This is a genomic window from Pseudomonas sp. FG-3G, assembly GCF_901007645.1.
Taxonomy (GTDB): Bacteria; Pseudomonadota; Gammaproteobacteria; order Pseudomonadales; family Pseudomonadaceae; genus Aquipseudomonas; species Aquipseudomonas rhizophila.
In genome coordinates, this window is record NZ_CAAKGZ010000044.1 from 106,626 (window position 1) to 124,536 (window position 17,911).

Below are 17,911 nucleotides of genomic sequence, written 5' to 3' on the forward strand. Positions count from 1 at the left end.
AAGATCCTGTTTGCTCACCCCCTGCAGTATTCGTTAAATCAGAAATGAAGGCGGGCAGATACTGGTTTGAAATAATAGTTGTCATACAGCTCGGGATGAAACTGTCTGCGAAATTTTTGGATGTCCGAAGTTCTGAAAATTAAGGGGGTTACCAAAGCACGGATAAGATGTAACGGCATTAAATAAGGCGATCCTTTTGCCTTTACGGTTAAGGAGGGCCAAATTCCATCCACATACATATCAAGCTTTTGCGGCGGAGTCGTGTGTCGGAAGAAATATTTTAGCAGTTCGTCGTGCGCCTCGACTCCAGCCTGCTGGATAAGTAAAAAATTATGCGTAATTGTTCTAGTGTATATCATTGAGCTGAGCATGGACAATCCTTCGGCGGTTATAATTCCGGGAGGCATGTAGGTGTTGCCGTCTGATAAATTGAGCGGGTTGTTGGCGGAGAGTTGCCGAAATTGCTTGGTGGTGGCAATAGAGCTGTCTGTGTTGCTTTGTTTGATGTTGCTCCTGTATTGATACATCCATTCAGGCCAATTTCTTAATATGATTTCCATCAGGTCAATGCTATACCAAAGATCAGGGTTCGATTTTCCATGGTCGCGTACATCTATCAAAAATGCCTGGTCTTGCCAAATAATTGCCAGTAATACTTCTTTTGAGCGTTCAACGTAACCGTCTTTTTCAATGTTAGTGTTTATGTGGAAGTGAGAAATTTTCCACGCGTTGTACATTTGGTCGATGTCTTTTAGCTTGCCCCACCCTCGACTTAAGTGTGGCCAAACACTGATTCCGTTCTCTAGTTTTCGAACTATAGGTTGAATGGTCTGTATTTTTTCAGATGACTCAAGAATGGTATCACTTAGGTGGATGCGGCGGCTTCGTGAGCCTGGCAGCCGCATAACAAGGTCATGAAAGTAATGAGGTAGGTTTCCAGGGGGGATCTTTCGGTGGTCTTGGCCCCACTTGCGTAATATTTTTTTCAGATTCGCTTGGTAGCTCAAAGTAAGACTCGCCGAATAATCAAAGCTTTGTGGCATAACTGCTCCTTGAAATTTTATTCTTGAGATAATGTTACTACCTGCATGCGCCATGATGATAGTTGTACATGATGCAAAAAATCAAATTTTTTGTGGGTGGGAACTGTTGTTGCGTAGAAGATAAACTCTGGGTTGCAGATAGCGTTGGTTTTATAGTTGCTTTATGTTTTCTATTAATTAAGTTGAGTTTTTTCGCCATTGAGACATAAGCCTATAACTCAGTCAGCTTACTGATATTTTGTTGCTGGTGGCACGCTCTGTCGCGGCGGCCAGATAGTGAAGAGGTCCGAAAATACTCGCTAATGCAACAGAGCCACAACCATGTCGCAGCCTTCAAAGTAGCCGCCTGAGGATAGGGATAGGTTATGCGAAAGGCTTATGGCAAAAGGAGCAGGCGATGGTATAGATTTGATGGTACTTTAATGTTTCTCCACCACGGATGGATCTCATGATTGACCTGGTCTCTCTAAAAGGCGTCACTAGCTATCCCTCTGACGCCTTTGTCACGCTCGGTCCACTGACGCGTGTGAACCTTATTTACGGGCTTAACGGTAGTGGGAAGTCCACCATTGCGAATTATCTGCAGGAGCTTACGCATGGCCACTACAGACACTGCCAGGTCAATCCGGCGGTGAGCCAAGACCAGGTCTTCGTTTATAATCAGGCATTCGTAGAGAAGAATTTTCACTCAGAAACTCAGCCCGGTATCTTCACGCTCAACCAAGGTAATATCGAGGCTGAGGCGGCCATCCGTGAGGATGAACAAAGCCTTGAAGAGACGCGTTTGATAAGTCAGACAGTCGCTGATGAACGTCAAAAACTCTTCAGTCAACAGACAAAGGAGGACAACCAATACAAGGATCTGCTATGGGACATCAAGAAAGAATATAACCAAGACAGTCTCTATTACTGCTTTGAAAGCTTCCACACCAACAAGGCCAAGCTGAAAAGCAAGCTGGAAAGTATGTCGCTACCTTCGGTAGCTACCCGTTCAGGCCGCGAGTTAGCTGAAGCAGCGCATGCACTGCAATCGTCTGATGGTGAGCTTCTATCCACTCTGGGGCCTATCTTGTTTACCGCGTCCGCGGTTGAAAACAATAAGATTTTCAGCGAAGTCATTACCCCTTCTGGGGATTCCTATCTGGCAGGTTTGATCGAGAAGCTTGGGAACGCGGACTGGGTGAAAGGCGCGATGTTTTATGTCGCCAAATCCGATGGGCAATGTCCACTCTGTCAGCAATCGCTACCGCATGAATTCCAGTCCCACGTCAAACAACTCTTTGATAAAAGCTACGACGAAAAAATAGAAACGCTCCAATTGCTTAAGGATTCGTACGAGAGTGGTACCCGCTCGTTGCTGACGACGCTGGAGGGTGAACTCTACAGAAGCTCTGCGATTCAGGAGGATCCCGCTTTCGTCAAAGCCAAGGCTGAGTTGGTCAAAGCCTTTGCTGATAACGTTGCGAAAATTAACGACAAGAGAGGTTCGGCGTCAAAGGTCGTAACCCTCATTTCTACCAGTGACATTGTTGAGCGACTGAACGTTACGATCGAGGTGCAGCGTCTCAAAATTGTCGAGTACAACGAAAGGATCCTTAAAAAGGATCAGTTGCTTAAGGATATAACCCAAGAGCTGTGGCTGATCATGCGTAAGCAGGCTGAGCCGATCATTTCGGCACACAAAAAGGTTACTAAGGAGTTGGAGGAGAGCATCCAGAGATGTGATGAGAGCATCGCGCAACTAATTAAGCAGTCGACTACGATTCGAGATTCTATTTCACGGCATCGGTCGGAGATTACCAATATCGAAGAGTCAGTCATAAATATCAATAACTCGCTTTCAGCGATCGGCCTCAGCGGCTTCTCTATTCAGAAGGAGCCAGGAGACCAGACCAGTTACCGACTCGTCAGGCCCGACGTAATAGATGATGTCTACCGCTCACTGAGCGAAGGTGAAAAGACCTTGGTCACGTTCCTATACTTTCTGGAGCTATGCTTGGGTAGTGTCGAGTCAGACTCACCGGTGGTACTGAGTAACCGCATTGTGGTCATTGATGACCCAATCTCCAGCCTTTCGCATAACTATGTCTATGAGGTTGCCGCGCTCATTTACCACCGAGTGCTTCGTCCGGAGGCGAATTTCAAACAGATCCTAGTGCTTACTCATAACTTGTTTTTCTTCCACGAGCTTTTGAGAAATGGTCGGCAAACCGTGGTCAAAAAATACCGATGCTTCCGGGTCATCAAGGGCGAGTTCAGCAGCATTTCAGCGTTGGGTCATCGCGACATCAAAAATGACTACGAGACGTATTGGCAAGTAATCAGGGATGCGAGTGAGGGCAGGGTAAGCCCGGCAGTGCTGCCGAACATGATGCGCAATGTGCTGGAGCACTATTTCGGCTTCATTCATAAGAGGGATGATTTGTCGAAGGCCCTAGAGGGCTTGGAGAATAATGATAGTGGGGAGTTCAAGTCGCTCTATCGTTATGTCAACCGAGAATCACATGGCACCTCTATCAATATCACTGATTTCGGGGGGCTGGAGCCCAACAAACTCATTGAGAAATTCAAAGAGGTTTTTGCGGTATCTGGGTACCCCGAGCACTATCGCATGATGATGGGGGAGGAGGACGAGAGTGATTCAGCAGACGTGGCATAAGCCTCAGAGGCTCAGTCTCTTCGCTCTTATCGCTGAACATTCTCAGTCCGGAACCAGCGCGACGAGTCTGCCAGCAAAGCGGCCATACATTTGCGATCCAGCTTGTGATGGCACTAGCGGCACGGTGCCATCAAAACGCTTCACAGGCGTGTTTTAGGCTGTTAGGATTGCTCCGCAGCTACCACCAACGGATCTCTCCATCCTGCCCACACTCGAATGCGTAGCTTTACACATAGGGTGTAAAGGCTATCAGCAGCAAGCTGAGAAAAAATGGAGATAACGTCATGACTAGTCATGCCAAAGTCGTACCGGTTCGCCAGTACGAACGTTACCGTTTCGGTCGTTGGGAGACAGTGTGTAAACACCAGCGCTCCCTTCCCCGCCGGTAATGAATAACCTTGGTGGTAGTTGCATCTCTTGTATCTCTCAGCTTTATCTGTTTTAGCCAGGCACATCTCCTTACTTAGCCAATCATAAGTCCAATATTACATGCTCAAAGAACCAAGGCCTTCGATCAGTCTAGATGAAAAGAAACTGAATATAGAGATGGAGAAGCTTAGTCTTGAGCAAAAAAAGTTTAAGCTAGAAGCGTCTAAAGCCTCTCTTGCTGTAAAAAGTTACAGGATTGATTTGTGGTCTAAGCTTGCGATTCCAGTCGCGGTTTTCGTCTTGGCAGCTGCTACATACTATACAAACTCTAGTAATATGTCCGAACGAATGGTATTCGACGCGGACAACAAAAAAGTTGAGTTTAGGCAGAAAGAGGAAGAGCTCTTTATCAAGAAAAGTGAGTCTGAGCAAAATAGAGAGGCAAATAAAGCAAGGTTTATACAGAACAATCTTGAGCTTATTACCGCTCCTGCACCAGAGTCTGAGCAGAGGCTGGCGGCGCTGGCAAATGCTGTGTTGCCAGCTATTGATGTTCACGAGGTTCTTGAAAAAGCTAAAGCTATTAGAGTCAGTAGTACACCCCAGGAGGTCATTGCCGATAAGGCATCGCCTCTGAAAGCTTCAAGTGAATACCTTAATACTGGTAAAACCTTTGCCAAGAGCGGGAATTTTGAACAAGCGTTGACCAATTTTGAGATGGCGACCCTACTTAACACTTCTGATTCATTGGCGTGGAACTACAAAGCTTACGCAGAAATGCGAACTGATCGGAACGACGCTGCGCTAAAGAGCATTAGCACTGCGATCAACCTGAAGCCAGTCGAAGGGAGTGCGCAAAGAATAATTATGCTCAATGCGACAAAGATCCTATGTTCTCTCGGGCGAACCGAAGATGCATTGTCGTACATCAACAAGAGCATAGCGTTATCCCCAGAAATGTATGATCTAGCGCGCAAGGATCAGGAGTTTGGGAAGCGCTGTAATTTTGCTCTGAGAAAATAAGGTATCTGGATAGTAGCTTGCATAAATTCCGCTGAGGCAAACTTTGCTTGCCGCGGTGGTTTTCCCGTAGAAAACTACAGGTTCTCTGGCTAAAACTGCCTATTGTTTCGCATTCGGATCACTACGCTCGGCGATTCTCGACCAAATACGGTCATTACCACTTGAACTGGGCTGCTCCGTGGAAAGGCATCAACTAGCAAGAATTTTTATACCTCTGGCTCTCGCCTTTTTATTCCGAGTTAAACTTCCCATTAAGTCACCCCTGATTTCTAGATGAATACAATGCTCGGCTGTTGACCGTTGACTAACGTTTGAACTGCCAAGATCTTCCTAAGCGGAGGGTGAGCAAATGTGTGGTCAACAAATAGTAGTGGCGTGTCGACTTTGCGTGCTGGTTCAAATGTTGATTCAGAAACCATGCCAAATGTTTTCGCTGCCAAGCCCATGGGTTGTCTATGTGCCAGCGTTTGGATATTGCTACTTGAATGACTTTCGCTTGGCGAAGGTGACGCTGGCGGGTGGAGTGCGACCCCGTGACGATCCCCGCCAGGAAAAGCTCCATATCGAATGCCGTGCTCATATTCGACCACCGATGTAAGCCGACAATACACCGATACGGCCGTGCCCCAGCTCATAGCTGATTTGCAGTCTGGCATCCTGATCTAGGCGTCGGTCGAGCTGATAGCAATGGCCACCGTTGATGGGGGCGGGATGATGGGTGATTTGCTCATAGCGTTCGCATGCATAGGCCGCCCGTAACTCGTGGAAACCTTTGAGGCTGTACTGATGGAGGATGTCCCGTGCAGGACGAACGATTCTCCGTTGGAAATCGAGGTAGCTTTCGTCCGGTGCAAGTAGGTTGCGGCTACCGTCGGGCGAGACCTGATCGGCAAATTTCAGCGCGTCACGAATATGAGCATCTACCGTAATCCAGCGAGGTGCTGAAGCTCCGGAACGGCCACCTTTGGTGCCGTCCTGGATGTTGATTCTGCCAAGTTGTTCTGCTTCACGTTGCAATCGGGGCAGGTCGGCCAAAATGGTCTCACGCATGCGCATGCCGGTGGTTCGCGCCAACTGTACGATGGCTGCGGCGCGCGGCTGCTGATGTTCGCAAAGCACGTCGACGATCCGTTTCACCTGTTCGCGGTCTTGGCCTTGCGGCACTGAGCAACGAACACTGGTGCGCTGCGTCCCTAGCGCCTTGCTCGGACTCGGCACTTTCACATGCTGATCACCGCGAAGCGCTGCCAGGGTCCGGTTCACGCTGGACAACCGGTTTTGCGCTGTGGCGATGGCGAGCTCGCCCTGTTCAACTTGCTGACGCAGATGCCCGGCGTAATCCAGCAAGGTCTGCCGATCAATTTTTCGCGCATCATTAAACCCCGGTCCATCCTCCGACCGACACCAACGAACAAACGCCTGCCAGCGATCACTGTGCGCCTTGACCGTGCCGTAATGACCGCCGCCAAACAGATCGCGCAACGCCTGTGGCCCGGCATAACTCAGTTGCCGTCCATATCCAAAATTCCGCCCATCCCGTCTACCTACCAATGCCATGATCAAACTCCTGTCGAAGCCAAATCTTTGAAACTTTCCCCACGTCATCCCGCCACGAATGTTGAGTGTTATCAGGGATCAAGGCCCCTGCGACCTGTGAGGGTTGTCCACTAACGCGGGACTGGCGGCTCTTTACGACCGGAAGCTTGGGCATCTCATGACCTGGCCTCCTGAGCACCTCTGAAGAAGTGGGCGGGTGGAGGCTGCACTGGCTGACGAGACCAATGCCGCGAGATCCTGAGTCGGGTGAAGGCAGCGAAGTGATGACCGGGGCATGCCTGACTGTCAGTCAGGTGCAACCCATTCCTTGGGCTGCGGCACCATCATCTGCATTGCTGTTGCTGGTGACCTCGGTGTTTGTCACGCCGATTGTCACGAGAGGAAATGCCGCAAAGCCTTGTACGAGGTGGGCTGCAGCAGCGGTAGGAGCGCTCGTCTCTTTCCGGAAGAAGAGACGGGCGCAGGTTGGCGCAAGGAAATGGCCAAGCGGATAGGTTGCTGCAGGGCAGCTATGAAAGGGGGTGAGTTGCCGCAGTGGGCACACTGGTAAAAGTAGGCATCCATCACATCGCTGTGACCGTGCGAGCCGCCGGACGCTAATCGCACTTTGGGAGAACCACCACGGTGTGGCGTAGCCCTAAAGGTTCTGGGAATTTGTTGGGGCCGACCACGATTTTTGGCTGGAATGATGAAACAGGGAATTAACCGCAGTCTGTTTCTAGTTTCTCTACGCTAGGCGCCATTGCTGTTGATCTTTCCAATCATTTGGAAATCCCATGAGCCTCAAATAATCCAGTTCCTGCTGATCCATGATTTCGGCCAGGCGAAGCTTCCACTGGCTGTCTGGGCTGATCAAGTCGGTTAGGTAGGCCAGCATCGTCAATACGACGTAGAGCCGCTGTTTGGGCTGAGGCTGGTCGGCGGGGGCAGTGGGAATGGCCCATTCTTTAGGTAAGGATGGTCGAATCGAGAGTTCTCGGTTCCATAGCCGTGAGTGGTGGGCACAGCAGTTGCGAATGAAGGTCAGCGTGTGGAGCCAGGAGGCTAATACTTCGAAGGGCAAGCTGAATCTGGTGGCGATAGCTTTCTTGTCGGCGCTTTTGCCTATGGCATTGAAGAGGGTAGATACCGTCCCAAGGCTGAGCTCTTCCAGGACCGCCCAAGCGGGTGGCAGCTCAGGGGAGGCATAGGTTGCACCGTAATATCGGAAGTAGTTGTCACGCATGCGGTTTTCTATCCGCTGTTGTTGGAGCCCATCGGCTTGCCGACCCTTTTTGATGCGGTCGATATCACGTCTGAGTTTGCTGCGTTCCTTAATCAATTGCTCCCGCAACGGACGCAACAGATCGGGGTGTGAGTATGACGAGGAGAAGACTGACGCGTCAGCTATCCAGTCAGGCCCGTACTTAGGGCACATATGATTGCTGATAGTCGCTCGTATGGCGACTTCGACACGTTCGATGGCATCCATGGTGATGCGCCGCAACGAACCATCGAAGCGGTAGATATCGACGATTGCCTTCAGTGTGCTGCCAGGCTTGAAAGTATGTTCAGGGTCTGGCTCCTGAAAGGGGCGCATGTAGGGACTCAGACGAAACAGCGTGACCACTTCGAGAAAACGCATGGCCCGATCATCGTTGGCGATGTGCAAACCTCGTTGCTTTAGCAGTTCCAATTGCTGTTCTACGCTGAGGGCCGGCTTGTCGAAGGGCCTCATGTAGTTTTCTCCAGGCAAAAAAAACCCGCACGATTTGAGCTTGCTGACTGGGTCAACCTAGGCTTGGCGGGTGTGTTGGGGTGCATTATAGGTCGGTGCAAGCGACCGTCAACGTTGTACTGACGTGAAATTGTAACGAGTAGGAGCGCAGGCAAGGTTTGGTCTGTGGATGCTGATAAGGCGATATTGGTCTTATCCAGCTCCTAGGAAGGTTCAACCTACAGAAACAACAAAGCCCTCGCATTTCTGCGAGGGCTTTGTTTTGTATGGTGCCGGCACCAGGAGTCGAACCCGGGACCTACTGATTACAAGTCAGTTGCTCTACCAACTGAGCTATACCGGCGTGTGGGCGACGATTATAGCGATTGGGTGCGTTCTGTAAACCCCTGAATTCTGACTATTTTTGCAGGGCCTCGGCTCAGGCGCGGCGCACGAGGTTGCGCACTTTCTGCAAGGTTCGCCAGGTACGGCTGTTTTGCAGGGCATGGAGTTGGGCTTCGGCCCGTTCGGCGCGTTGCAGGGCGGCGGTGAGTTGTTGGTCGGGTTCGTTCAGGGGGTGGCTGAATTTGTGGCCTTTGCAGAACTGGAACCCGTCGAGGTTGCACGGGGGGATGTCGAAAGCGGGTTTGAGCGCCAGGTGTTCTTCGGCGAGGTAAAAGGTGTTGAGGCCGTCGAACAGGATGGAGTGATAGCCGGCTTCGGTGACGAGGGTTTCCCAGGTCTGGTCGCGGGCCCATGGGGTTTCGATGAGGATGATCCAGGGGCGCCAGCGGCTGAAGTCCATGCCGCGCAGCACGGTTTCTTCGTGGCCTTCGACGTCGATTTTCAGAAAGTGGATGGGGCGGTTCTGGGCGTATTGCTCGCAGATCGAAGTCAGGGTGCGGGACTGGACGGTCTGCTTGCTTACCTTCATGCCCGCGTCGCGGTGCTGTTGGGCGACGCTGGCTTCGACGGTGGACAGGCCCGTGTCGGCGATGGTGTAGAAGGTCAGGCTGTCGGCGTTTTCGCCGGCTACGCATTGCAGGTTGATGTCGTTTGGCCGTTCTTGGCAGAGAGCGTCGTAGTAGGCCTGCACCGGTTCGATGTTGATCCCGCGCCAGCCGTGATCGTAGAACGCCCGGGTCACGGAATCATCTGTTGGATGATTGGCGCCTACGTCCAGATAAAAGCCGTTTTCCACCGATTGGAGGGCGCGCCACAGGCGTATGTCTTCGAAGTTCTGTGCGTAGGAAATGAACGTCACGGCCAGTCCTTGTGTGTGTCGGCATTGTGTCAATCACGATACGAAAGGCTGTTGTACTGCACAGGCGCGATGGGCGCAATTGCTGGCGTGTGGGAGCACTGAGTTCGGCGGTTATGTCGTTTTGCTTGAACGCTTATGCACAACGGGCGGGGTGGGGCGACTGCCATCTTGCGATTTTGTGACAGCTTTCTCGTTTGCTCGCAAATGCCTGTTTTAATGGTTTTTTATCCATATGAACAAAAAATGACCAGCCTCGCTTCCAGCAGAAAATCGCGGATTAATTGGATCCAAGACAATTTCATCAACAGAGTTATCCACAGGCTGTTTCATGTCAGTGACGTTCGGCCAGCAGCATCAGATTTCGCGGCGTGAGGGGCGTTTCGCAGAAGGTGCCGAGGCGGACGCGGTAGTTTTCCTGGCTGAGGAAAAGCGCCCGATCCAGCACCAGCCACAGCTCAAGAGGCCGCCGGAAAAGGCCGCGGACCAATTCCAGGTTGCGCACTTGGGCCAGGCGTTGATGGCCGGCCGCTTCCAGTGCCGACCAGTCAGGCGAGCCGACTGTGGATAAGTCTTTCAGGGCTGCCAGATCGGTGCAGTACTCGATGAAGGATTTTTCCAGCCAGGCGCTGGGGAGCGAGGGGGTAGGCAGATACTCGTCGCGGCCCCGGATCTGTCGTTGCAGCAGGTCAAAGCTCAGGCGCCGAGCCATGGACTGGTCCCGTTGCCGCCGGATGCGGGCGCCGGCGGTGACGGTTTCGGTCAGTGGCAGGCTGAGATCATCGAGCGTTAGCTGTAGGACCGAACCCTTGGCCGCGTCGGACAGTGGTTGATAACGTTCAGCATTGATGCGGTTGTAGCAGCACGGGGCGATTGCCAGTTGCCTGCAGCCAGCGGTGCTCGCCAATTGCATCAGGCGCACATGCAGGTCGCCGCAGGCGTGCAGGGCTACCGGCGTGTGTTCAGGGCGGATCGCCAGGCCTGCCTCTGCCGCCAGCACGTCTTGCTGCAAGTGCGTGGCGGGCAGACGGTGGCGTTGGCTCAGTTGCTGGCCGCTGGCGATCAGGGCTGGGTCGTATTCCAGGCAAGTCAGTTGTTGTTCAGCCTGCAGCAAGCGTCGGCCAAGATGACCTTTGCCGGCGCACCAATCGAGCCAGTGGGTCGGTTTGGTAGCGAAGTGCAGGCGGCTGGCGAAGGCTTCGATTTGCTGCCATTTGCGCCCTGGCACGTCGACGCTGAGGCGATGGGCGGCGGTTTCGAGCTCTTTGCCCGGCAGTTCTGCGACGACGCTCAAGGCATGGGAAGTGGCCGCCAGTTCTGGAAATGGCGCGGGTGCATGTTGAATCAGCCAGGGTTGGTGATGGTCGTTTTCCGCGTCTTCCAGCGAACGCTGGCGTAGCCATTGGGCCAGCTCAGGGTAGGACCGTTCCCACGGCAGCTGCAGATGGGTGAACGGACGCGGTTTCCACAATGCCTGGTGCGTTGTGAGAAAAGCATCCAGCGCGGTGAAACGGGCGAGTAGCGCCTCGCCCGTCAACACGCCGCTGTCAGCGCCCTTGGCAGGCATCGACGCGCAACCAGCGCTCCAGCTGTTTGAAGCCCTGCACCAGCACGAACGCCATCAGCAGGTAGAACATGCCGGCCGCGAAGAAGATTTCCACCGGCAGGTAGGTCCGAGCAATGATGGTCCGGGCCATACCGGTCAGCTCCAGCAGAGTTACGGTGCTCGCCAGGGCGCTGGCCTTGAGCATCAGGATCACTTCGTTGCTGTAGGCCGGCAGGCCGATGCGCGCGGCGCGAGGCAGGATGATGTAGAACAACGCCTTGGGTCGGGACATGCCCAGGGCTCGCGCGGCCTCGATTTCACCACGAGGGATGGCCTGGATCGCGCCGCGCAGGATCTCGGCGATGTAGGCGGCGGTGTGCAGGGTCATGGTGGCCGTGGCGCACCAAAACGGATCCCGCAGATAGGGCCACAGCGAACTGCTGCGCACGGCGTCGAACTGCGCCAGACCGTAGTAGACCAGAAACAGCTGAACCAATAACGGCGTGCCACGGAAAAAGAAAATGTAGGCGTAGGGTAACGCCCGCACGTACCACAGGCGTGAGGAGCGGGCGATGCCCAGCGGAATCGCCAGCAGCAGACCGGCGATCACGGCGATGGCGACCAGCTCCAGGGTCAGTGTCGCGCCTTGGGCCAGTTTCGGCAGCCACTTGATGATGACTTCCCAGTTCATTGGGTGCTCCTGGCAAAGCCGCGAGCGGCACGTCGTTCCAGAAAATGCATGCCGATCATGGCCAGCACGGTAAGGCCCAGGTACATGAACGCGGCCACCATATAGAAGGTGAACGGTTGCTTGGACACGGTCACGCCGATTTGCGCGTGCCGCATGATCTCTTCCAGGCCAATCACCGACACCAGCGCGGTGTCTTTCATCAGGATCATGAACAGGTTGCCCAGCCCGGGCAGGGCGATGCGCCACATCTGCGGCATGATCAGCCGAGTGAAGATCCGCCACTTGGACAACCCCAGCGCCACGCCAGCTTCGCGATGGCCCTTGGGAATGGCCAGGATCGCGCCGCGGAATACTTCCGTGGCGTAGGCGCCAAAGCACAGGCCCAGGGCGATGACCCCGGCGGCGAAGGCGTTGAGGGAAAGGTCCGGGTTACCGAAGTATTCGCCCAGGGCACGCATGAGATTGACGGTGCCGAAGTAGATCAGCAGCACCCAGAGCAATTCGGGGATGCCGCGAACCAGTGTCGAATAAGTGCCGCCCAGCCATTGCAGCGGCTTGTACGGGGAAGTCTTGGCCAAGGCGCCGAGCAAGCCGAGCACCAGCCCCAGGCAGAGGGCCGAGAGCGCCAGTTTGACGGTCATCAGCGCGCCAGCGGCGAGCGCCGGGCCGAATCCGTAGAGATCGATCATCATGGGTGTGTGTTCATATCGCGGCAGGCTTTGCTAAGGGCCGGCGCCGCAATGAAGCGGCGCCGGCCAGGCACGTCAGTATCAATAGATGCTGAACGGGAAGTACTTGTCGTTGATCTTTTTATAGGTGCCGTCGGCAACGATTTCCTTGAGCGCGGCGTTCAGCTTGTTGCGCAGTTCGTCGTCACCCTTGCGCACGGCGATACCGATCTTGTCGCTTTCCACCACTGGGTCGCCTTTGAATTCGAAGGCGGCGCCGTCTTTGCTCTTGAGCCATTCGTATTGCACGTATTTGTCCGCCAGGATGGCGTCAACGCGGCCCGAGAGCAGGTCCAGGTAAGCGTTTTCCTGGGTATCGTAGAGCGTGACCTTTACGTTGTAGTCATCTTCCATGTTGCGGTCTTCCAGCCAGGTGCCGGCCAGCGTGGCGCGTTGTGCGCCAATGGTCTTGCCGCTCAGGTAGGCCTTGTCGGTCTTGAAGTCTTCGGTGGCCTTCGGTGCGATGAATTGCAGCTTGTTGGAGTAGTACGGTTCGGTGAAGTCCACGGCCTGCTTGCGTTCCTCGGTAATCGACAGCGAGGAGATCAGGAAGTCGAACTTCTTGGCGTTCAGGGCCGGAATGATGCCGTCCCAGTCGGAGGTCACCACGCTGCATTCGACTTTCATCTTGGCGCACAGGGCGTCGCCAATGTCCTTGTCGAAGCCGACCACGTTGCCACTGGCATCTTTGTTATTGAACGGCGGGTAGGCCGCTTCGATGCCCATCTTCAGTGTTTCCGCGGCCATGGCGCTGGCCGAGAAGACCAGACTGGCGGCAGCGGCCAGGAGAAATTTCTTGTAGGTCTGCATATGTACTGCTCCGTTAGCGGTTGCTGGACATGAATTGTTTGCAGCGCGCCGAAAGCGGGTTTTCGAAGACCTGCTGTGGCGATCCTTGCTCCTCGACCAAGCCTTGATGAAGGAACACCACTTCGCTGGAAACCTGACGGGCGAAGCCCATTTCGTGAGTCACCAGCAGCATGGTGCGGCCTTCTTCGGCCAGGGCGCGGATCACACTAAGTACTTCCTGGACCATTTCCGGGTCAAGGGCAGAGGTGGGTTCGTCGAACAGAATCACTTTAGGCTGCATCGCCAGCGTGCGGGCGATGGCGGCGCGCTGCTGCTGACCACCGGAAAGCTCGGCAGGGTAGGCATGACGCTTGTCGGCGATGCCGACCTTGGCCAGCAGGGCTTCAGCCACTTCCACGGCCTCGGCCTTGCTCTGGCCGAGCACCCGGCGCGGGGCTTCGATGATGTTGTCGAGCACGCTCATGTGCGGCCAGAGGTTAAAGTTTTGAAACACAAAACCGATTTCGCTGCGCATGCGGTTGATCTGTTTGCCATCGGCGGCCACCAGTTCACCGTTTTTCGCGGCCTTGAGCTTGAGTTCTTCGCCGGCCACCAGGATCTGGCCCTGGTTGGGATTTTCCAGCAGGTTGATGCAGCGCAGGAATGTGGACTTGCCGGAACCGGAGGAACCCAGGATCGAGATCACATCGCCGTCGCGGGCGGTCAGCGAGACGCCTTTGAGCACCTCCAGCTTTCCGTAGCGTTTGTGCAGGTTGCGGATTTCAAGCGCGGGCGTGGCCTGGGCCATGTGCGGTCCTCATGGTGTGTGCTCCCTTGCTGTTGGCGGCCTTCCTGGCGAGGCGGCCAAGCTAGCATAGCGTCCGAATGGCAGCCAACAGCGCTACGGGTGGTAAACCGCGAATGTGCGGCAGGTTGTCGCATCGGCGCAGCAGACTGTCGCGCCATCAACAACCGAACGGCCGTTCGAACTCTGTTTACCGGTAAAAATCCCGGGGAGTCGCGTAAAAAAAGGCGCGATGGTGCCAGCTTTGGCTGGGGGTTGGAAGGGTTAATCGGATGAGTGTTGCCGTTGTGCGTTTTTATCGTCCATAGGAAGTTTTAGCTGGCTGTCCTCTTCTCCGTGAGGCTGATCGCGTTCTATTCGCCGGCGGGCTCTTCCATCAACTGACGATAACGATCCAGCGCCTCGCTGAAGTCCTTGATGAACTCCGGGGTGCTGAGCCAGCGCTGGGCCGTCTCGCGATCCATGTCGTCGGCCCACATGCGGTAGTCGACCAGCATGTCCGCGGCCAGGTTGGTGGCGGCCATGCTTTCGTTCTCGGCGTTTTTCAGGTCCAGCAGGCCGGGGCGTTCGCTGATCATCACGCTCAGGGACGCGAGCAGCGTGTCGAGCATTTCGCTGCGGCTGAGGGCCTCGGCTTCGCGTAGCTTGGCGAACAGTTCGAGCACGTAGACCGGTGGCTGGGCGGTGGCGTGGGCCGGGTCGCCATACATGGGGATGGATTTACGTCCGCTCATGCGGATTTGCTTGGCTTTGTCTTTGGCACGCTTGGCGCGTTTTTGCTGTTTGTTCAGTGAGGCCATTGGGCTTCGGTTTCCAGTTTGTTAGGGGGCGATGCCCGGCTCAGTTGATTTTCGGCACGGTAAAGCTGAATTCGCTGCCCTTGCCTGGCTGGCTTTCGGCGTGCAGTTTACCGCCATGGGCCTGGACAATCCCCTTGGAAATATACAAACCCAGTCCGGTGCCGTTCGGGTTGCCTTCCTTGACTGTCCAGTAGCGGTCAAACACGTGAGGCAACTGCTCCGGTTTGATTCCTTCGCCGGTATCACGAACGCTGAACACGATCTCGTCACCCACCGACATCGCGCTGATGCCCACGCTGCCTTGCTGGGGGGTGAACTTGATGGCGTTTCCGATCAGGTTCGACAGCACCTGGAACAACCGCTCGGGGTCGGCATTGATCTTGAGATTGGGTTCGGCGTGGAACGAAATATCGATGGCCTTGGCGGTTGCCAGCGGCGTCAGCAGCGAGCAGGCGTCTTCGAATATCTGGCTGACGTCCAGCGGCTGGGGATGGATGGTGTAGCGCCCGGCGTCGATGCGCGAAGTGTCCAGCAGGTCTTCGAGCAGAACGTTCATGCGGCTGGCGGCCTGTTGCATGGTGTCGATGGCTGAAGCAATTCGCTTGGAGCTATGGGAGCCGTCGGAGCTGAAGGACTTTTGCATCATGCCGCAGAGCATGGATATGACCGTCATCGGGTTGCGCAGGTCATGGGACACCACCGCCACCAGTTCATCACGCGCCTGCACCGCCTGACGCTCCTTGTGGACTTGCCGGGCCAGATCGTTTTCCAGGGCCGAGCGACGCAGGTCGTTGGCGGCAAACAGATCGCCGTGGGTCCACTTGGTACTGATGCCGGCCATTTCGACTTTCCATATTTCGAAAGACGTTCGCGGTCGCAGGCGCAAACCTGTCTCGCTGCTTTCCAGGTCCAGGGGTTTTTGCGGGTCGCCGCTCCACTGGATGGTTTGCTTCACCTCGGGGCGGAACCACAGCACGCCATTTTCCACAGGCTTGGGCAGGTGGATCGCCAGCACACCGCTCGCCACGTCCTGATAGGCCTGGGCTGGAGCGAAAACGCTGCTCAGGTTGTGGTGGGAGAAAACGGGCTGGTCGGTCTCCAGCATCCATTTATGCAGCTCGCGGATCTGCTCCGCTTTCGGGCACTGGCCATGGCGGTGCAGCTTGTTGTCCTCGAGGATCGCGACGCCGGTGGCGCCGGTCAGGTCCATCAGCCTTTGGGGTTCGCGGGACAAGCCGTCAAAGACATTGTCGCTGGACTCGGCCATGGCCGTGGCGAGAACCTTGAGGTCCTCAAGCTTGGCATCCCGTTGACGGGTCAGATCCAGTGCTTCCATGGCGCTGATCTGCAGCGACAGCACTTGGCCGATGGTCTGGCAGGCCATGCGCATTTCATGGGGCACGAGCAGGGGTTGACGGTTGCCGCAACTGATCAGGCCCCACAGTCGGTCGCCTTCCATCAGGGAAATGCTCATGGACGACAGCACACCCATGTTTTTCATGTATTGGCGGTGGATCGGCGAGACGCTACGCAGGGTGGAAAAGCTCAGGTCCAGGGGTGTCTGAGTGTCGGGACGCAACTGCGGGACCAGCGGTACCGGCGTGTAGTCAGCGTTGGGGATGATTCGCAGCCAGTTGGTGCGATACAGCTCCCGGGCCTGTTCAGGGATATCCGATGCCGGAAAAAACAGGCCTTTGTAGAGCTCCATCGACGGCGCGCTGGCCTCGGCGATCACCTGGCCGTGGCCTTCTTCTTCGAAGCGATAGATCAGCACCCGGTCGTAACCGGTCATGGCCTGAATTTCCCGAACGCTGATTTCGTACAGAGCCTGAAGGCTTTTCGCGCTTTGCAGGCGTTGCAGCATGCGCCCCAGGTTGGCTTCGCCGCTGACACCTTCGGGACGGTAGTCGCTCAGGTGCTGTTCCAGTTCGACGATCAGGGCGCCTTGATGGCGGTGGACCAGGGCGTCAAAACGCAGCTGGTTCACGACAATCTCCACGGGCGCGTTGTCCCCGTCCGCATCGGCGCGACAGGCCTTGAGGACGGCTTGGGCCTGCTGCTGCCCGAACAGTGCGTCCAGCGTCTGGCCGGGGAGACCGTGAGGATCGTGCCCCATCAATTGCAATACGTTGGCGCTGACCTGTCGGATGACGAAGTCGGGTTCGGACAGCATCAGTAGCACGCCATGAGGCTGGATGGCCCCGGGGAAGCGAATCGGTTCGTCTGCACAATTGGCCAGCAGTTCTTCGAAGGCTTCCTGGTTTTCCGGGGTCATAACAATACCTTTTGGCTGTCCAGCCAGTGTTCAAAATGAGTAAACGTCGCTTTGGCGGCACGTGTGACTTCGAGCGTTTGGGCGTCGCCAAGGTTCCTGTCGCCCAGATATTGAAGGAAGTCCTTCCAGCGCCGACCGGTGAGTTCGCCATACACATTGAGAAACGCAGCGCCGCTGGAGGCATCAAGACCGAGCTGTTCGGCGACTCTGCGCCGCAGGATCTGCCCCCCGAGGGTTGCACCTTCCAGCACATAGGAAACCCCCAGGGCGGCGGCACGGGAATCGATCTGCGGCAGGTCCCGGCAGGTGGGCAGTGCCTCGATAGCGCCGTCACCCAGGCCCAGTGCCGTGAGATCCGCCCGCAGTACGGGAAGCTTGATCCGCAGGGATTGGTCCAACCCCGTCGGTGTCAGCGTCAGGACATGAAGTCGCTGTTCCAGCGGTTTATAAAAACCGTAGTAGGCGGCCATCAGGCGCCGGTACAGGTCGAGGTCCAACTGTTCGGAGAAAAACGGCAAGCGTTTTTCCAGGGCGACGTGCAGCTCAGCGGTTTCGGTCCGCAATGCCTGAATCAGAGAAGGGGGAGGCGCGGCCGGTGACATGCGGGATAGAGCTCGTTGACTGGAGCGTTGCTGGAAAAAAAGCGCATCAATCTTACACAGATTTTTT

The 17,911-nt window shown here is 55.3% G+C and carries 14 protein-coding genes and 1 tRNA gene; 2 read left to right on the forward strand and 13 right to left on the reverse strand.

The features are described from left to right. Positions 1-38: 38 nt before the first annotated feature. Positions 39-1,043: a hypothetical protein gene (locus PSEUDOMOFG3G_RS25490; protein WP_139048833.1), complete on the reverse strand. Its 1,005-nt coding sequence runs from the start codon at positions 1,041-1,043 to the stop codon at positions 39-41. A 448-nt stretch (positions 1,044-1,491) separates the two neighbouring features. Here PSEUDOMOFG3G_RS25490 and PSEUDOMOFG3G_RS25495 point away from each other — a divergent pair, with 448 nt between their 5' ends. Both PSEUDOMOFG3G_RS25495 and PSEUDOMOFG3G_RS25500 read left to right on the forward strand, forming a co-directional pair. Further along, a complete protein-coding gene (locus PSEUDOMOFG3G_RS25495) occupies positions 1,492-3,702 on the forward strand; it encodes an AAA family ATPase (protein WP_171061299.1) in 2,211 nt (736 codons plus the stop codon). Positions 3,703-4,191: 489 nt separating this feature from the next. Then, positions 4,192-5,094: a hypothetical protein gene (locus PSEUDOMOFG3G_RS25500; protein WP_139048835.1), complete on the forward strand. Its 903-nt coding sequence runs from the start codon at positions 4,192-4,194 to the stop codon at positions 5,092-5,094. Positions 5,095-5,670: 576 nt separating this feature from the next. Here PSEUDOMOFG3G_RS25500 and PSEUDOMOFG3G_RS25505 read toward each other — a convergent pair. From PSEUDOMOFG3G_RS25505 to PSEUDOMOFG3G_RS25560, 12 genes are all read right to left on the reverse strand, one after another. Further along, the gene (locus tag PSEUDOMOFG3G_RS25505; protein ID WP_139048837.1) at positions 5,671-6,651 is read right to left on the reverse strand and encodes an integrase domain-containing protein; all 981 of its coding nucleotides are present in this window, start codon (positions 6,649-6,651) and stop codon (positions 5,671-5,673) included. A 727-nt stretch (positions 6,652-7,378) separates the two neighbouring features. After that, positions 7,379-8,368, reverse strand: a complete 990-nt coding sequence (locus tag PSEUDOMOFG3G_RS25510) for an Abi family protein (RefSeq protein WP_076383298.1) — start codon at positions 8,366-8,368, stop codon at positions 7,379-7,381. 267 nt (positions 8,369-8,635) lie between these two features. Next, positions 8,636-8,711 (reverse strand) — tRNA-Thr (locus PSEUDOMOFG3G_RS25515). 75 nt (positions 8,712-8,786) lie between these two features. After that, complete coding sequence (locus tag PSEUDOMOFG3G_RS25520) at positions 8,787-9,611, reverse strand: FkbM family methyltransferase (RefSeq protein ID WP_139048838.1); 825 nt, start codon at positions 9,609-9,611, stop codon at positions 8,787-8,789. 331 nt (positions 9,612-9,942) lie between these two features. After that, positions 9,943-11,175: a methyltransferase gene (locus PSEUDOMOFG3G_RS25525; RefSeq protein ID WP_139048839.1), complete on the reverse strand. Its 1,233-nt coding sequence runs from the start codon at positions 11,173-11,175 to the stop codon at positions 9,943-9,945. Then, entirely contained in the window at positions 11,156-11,845 is a 690-nt protein-coding gene (locus PSEUDOMOFG3G_RS25530) for an ABC transporter permease (RefSeq protein ID WP_047226885.1), read from the reverse strand. Before PSEUDOMOFG3G_RS25530 ends, PSEUDOMOFG3G_RS25525 begins: the two co-directional genes overlap by 20 nt. Next, positions 11,842-12,537 (reverse strand): ABC transporter permease, encoded by a 696-nt coding sequence (locus PSEUDOMOFG3G_RS25535; RefSeq protein WP_076383342.1) that lies wholly within the window; start codon positions 12,535-12,537, stop codon positions 11,842-11,844. Before PSEUDOMOFG3G_RS25535 ends, PSEUDOMOFG3G_RS25530 begins: the two co-directional genes overlap by 4 nt. Positions 12,538-12,615: 78 nt before the next feature. Next, entirely contained in the window at positions 12,616-13,383 is a 768-nt protein-coding gene (locus PSEUDOMOFG3G_RS25540; RefSeq protein ID WP_047226887.1) for an ABC transporter substrate-binding protein, read from the reverse strand. A gap of 13 nt (positions 13,384-13,396) precedes the next feature. Continuing rightward, positions 13,397-14,170 carry an ABC transporter ATP-binding protein gene (locus PSEUDOMOFG3G_RS25545; protein ID WP_047226888.1) on the reverse strand — a complete coding sequence of 258 codons (774 nt, stop codon included), beginning with the start codon at positions 14,168-14,170 and terminating at the stop codon, positions 13,397-13,399. 350 nt (positions 14,171-14,520) lie between these two features. After that, positions 14,521-14,967, reverse strand: coding sequence for a hypothetical protein (locus tag PSEUDOMOFG3G_RS25550; RefSeq protein WP_139048840.1), 447 nt, complete (start codon positions 14,965-14,967; stop codon positions 14,521-14,523). A 40-nt stretch (positions 14,968-15,007) separates the two neighbouring features. Then, complete coding sequence (locus tag PSEUDOMOFG3G_RS25555) at positions 15,008-17,242, reverse strand: ATP-binding protein (protein WP_139048841.1); 2,235 nt, start codon at positions 17,240-17,242, stop codon at positions 15,008-15,010. Then, positions 17,239-17,844: a biliverdin-producing heme oxygenase gene (locus PSEUDOMOFG3G_RS25560; protein ID WP_139048842.1), complete on the reverse strand. Its 606-nt coding sequence runs from the start codon at positions 17,842-17,844 to the stop codon at positions 17,239-17,241. The genes PSEUDOMOFG3G_RS25555 and PSEUDOMOFG3G_RS25560 overlap by 4 nt, the downstream gene beginning before the upstream one ends. Positions 17,845-17,911: the final 67 nt, after the last annotated feature.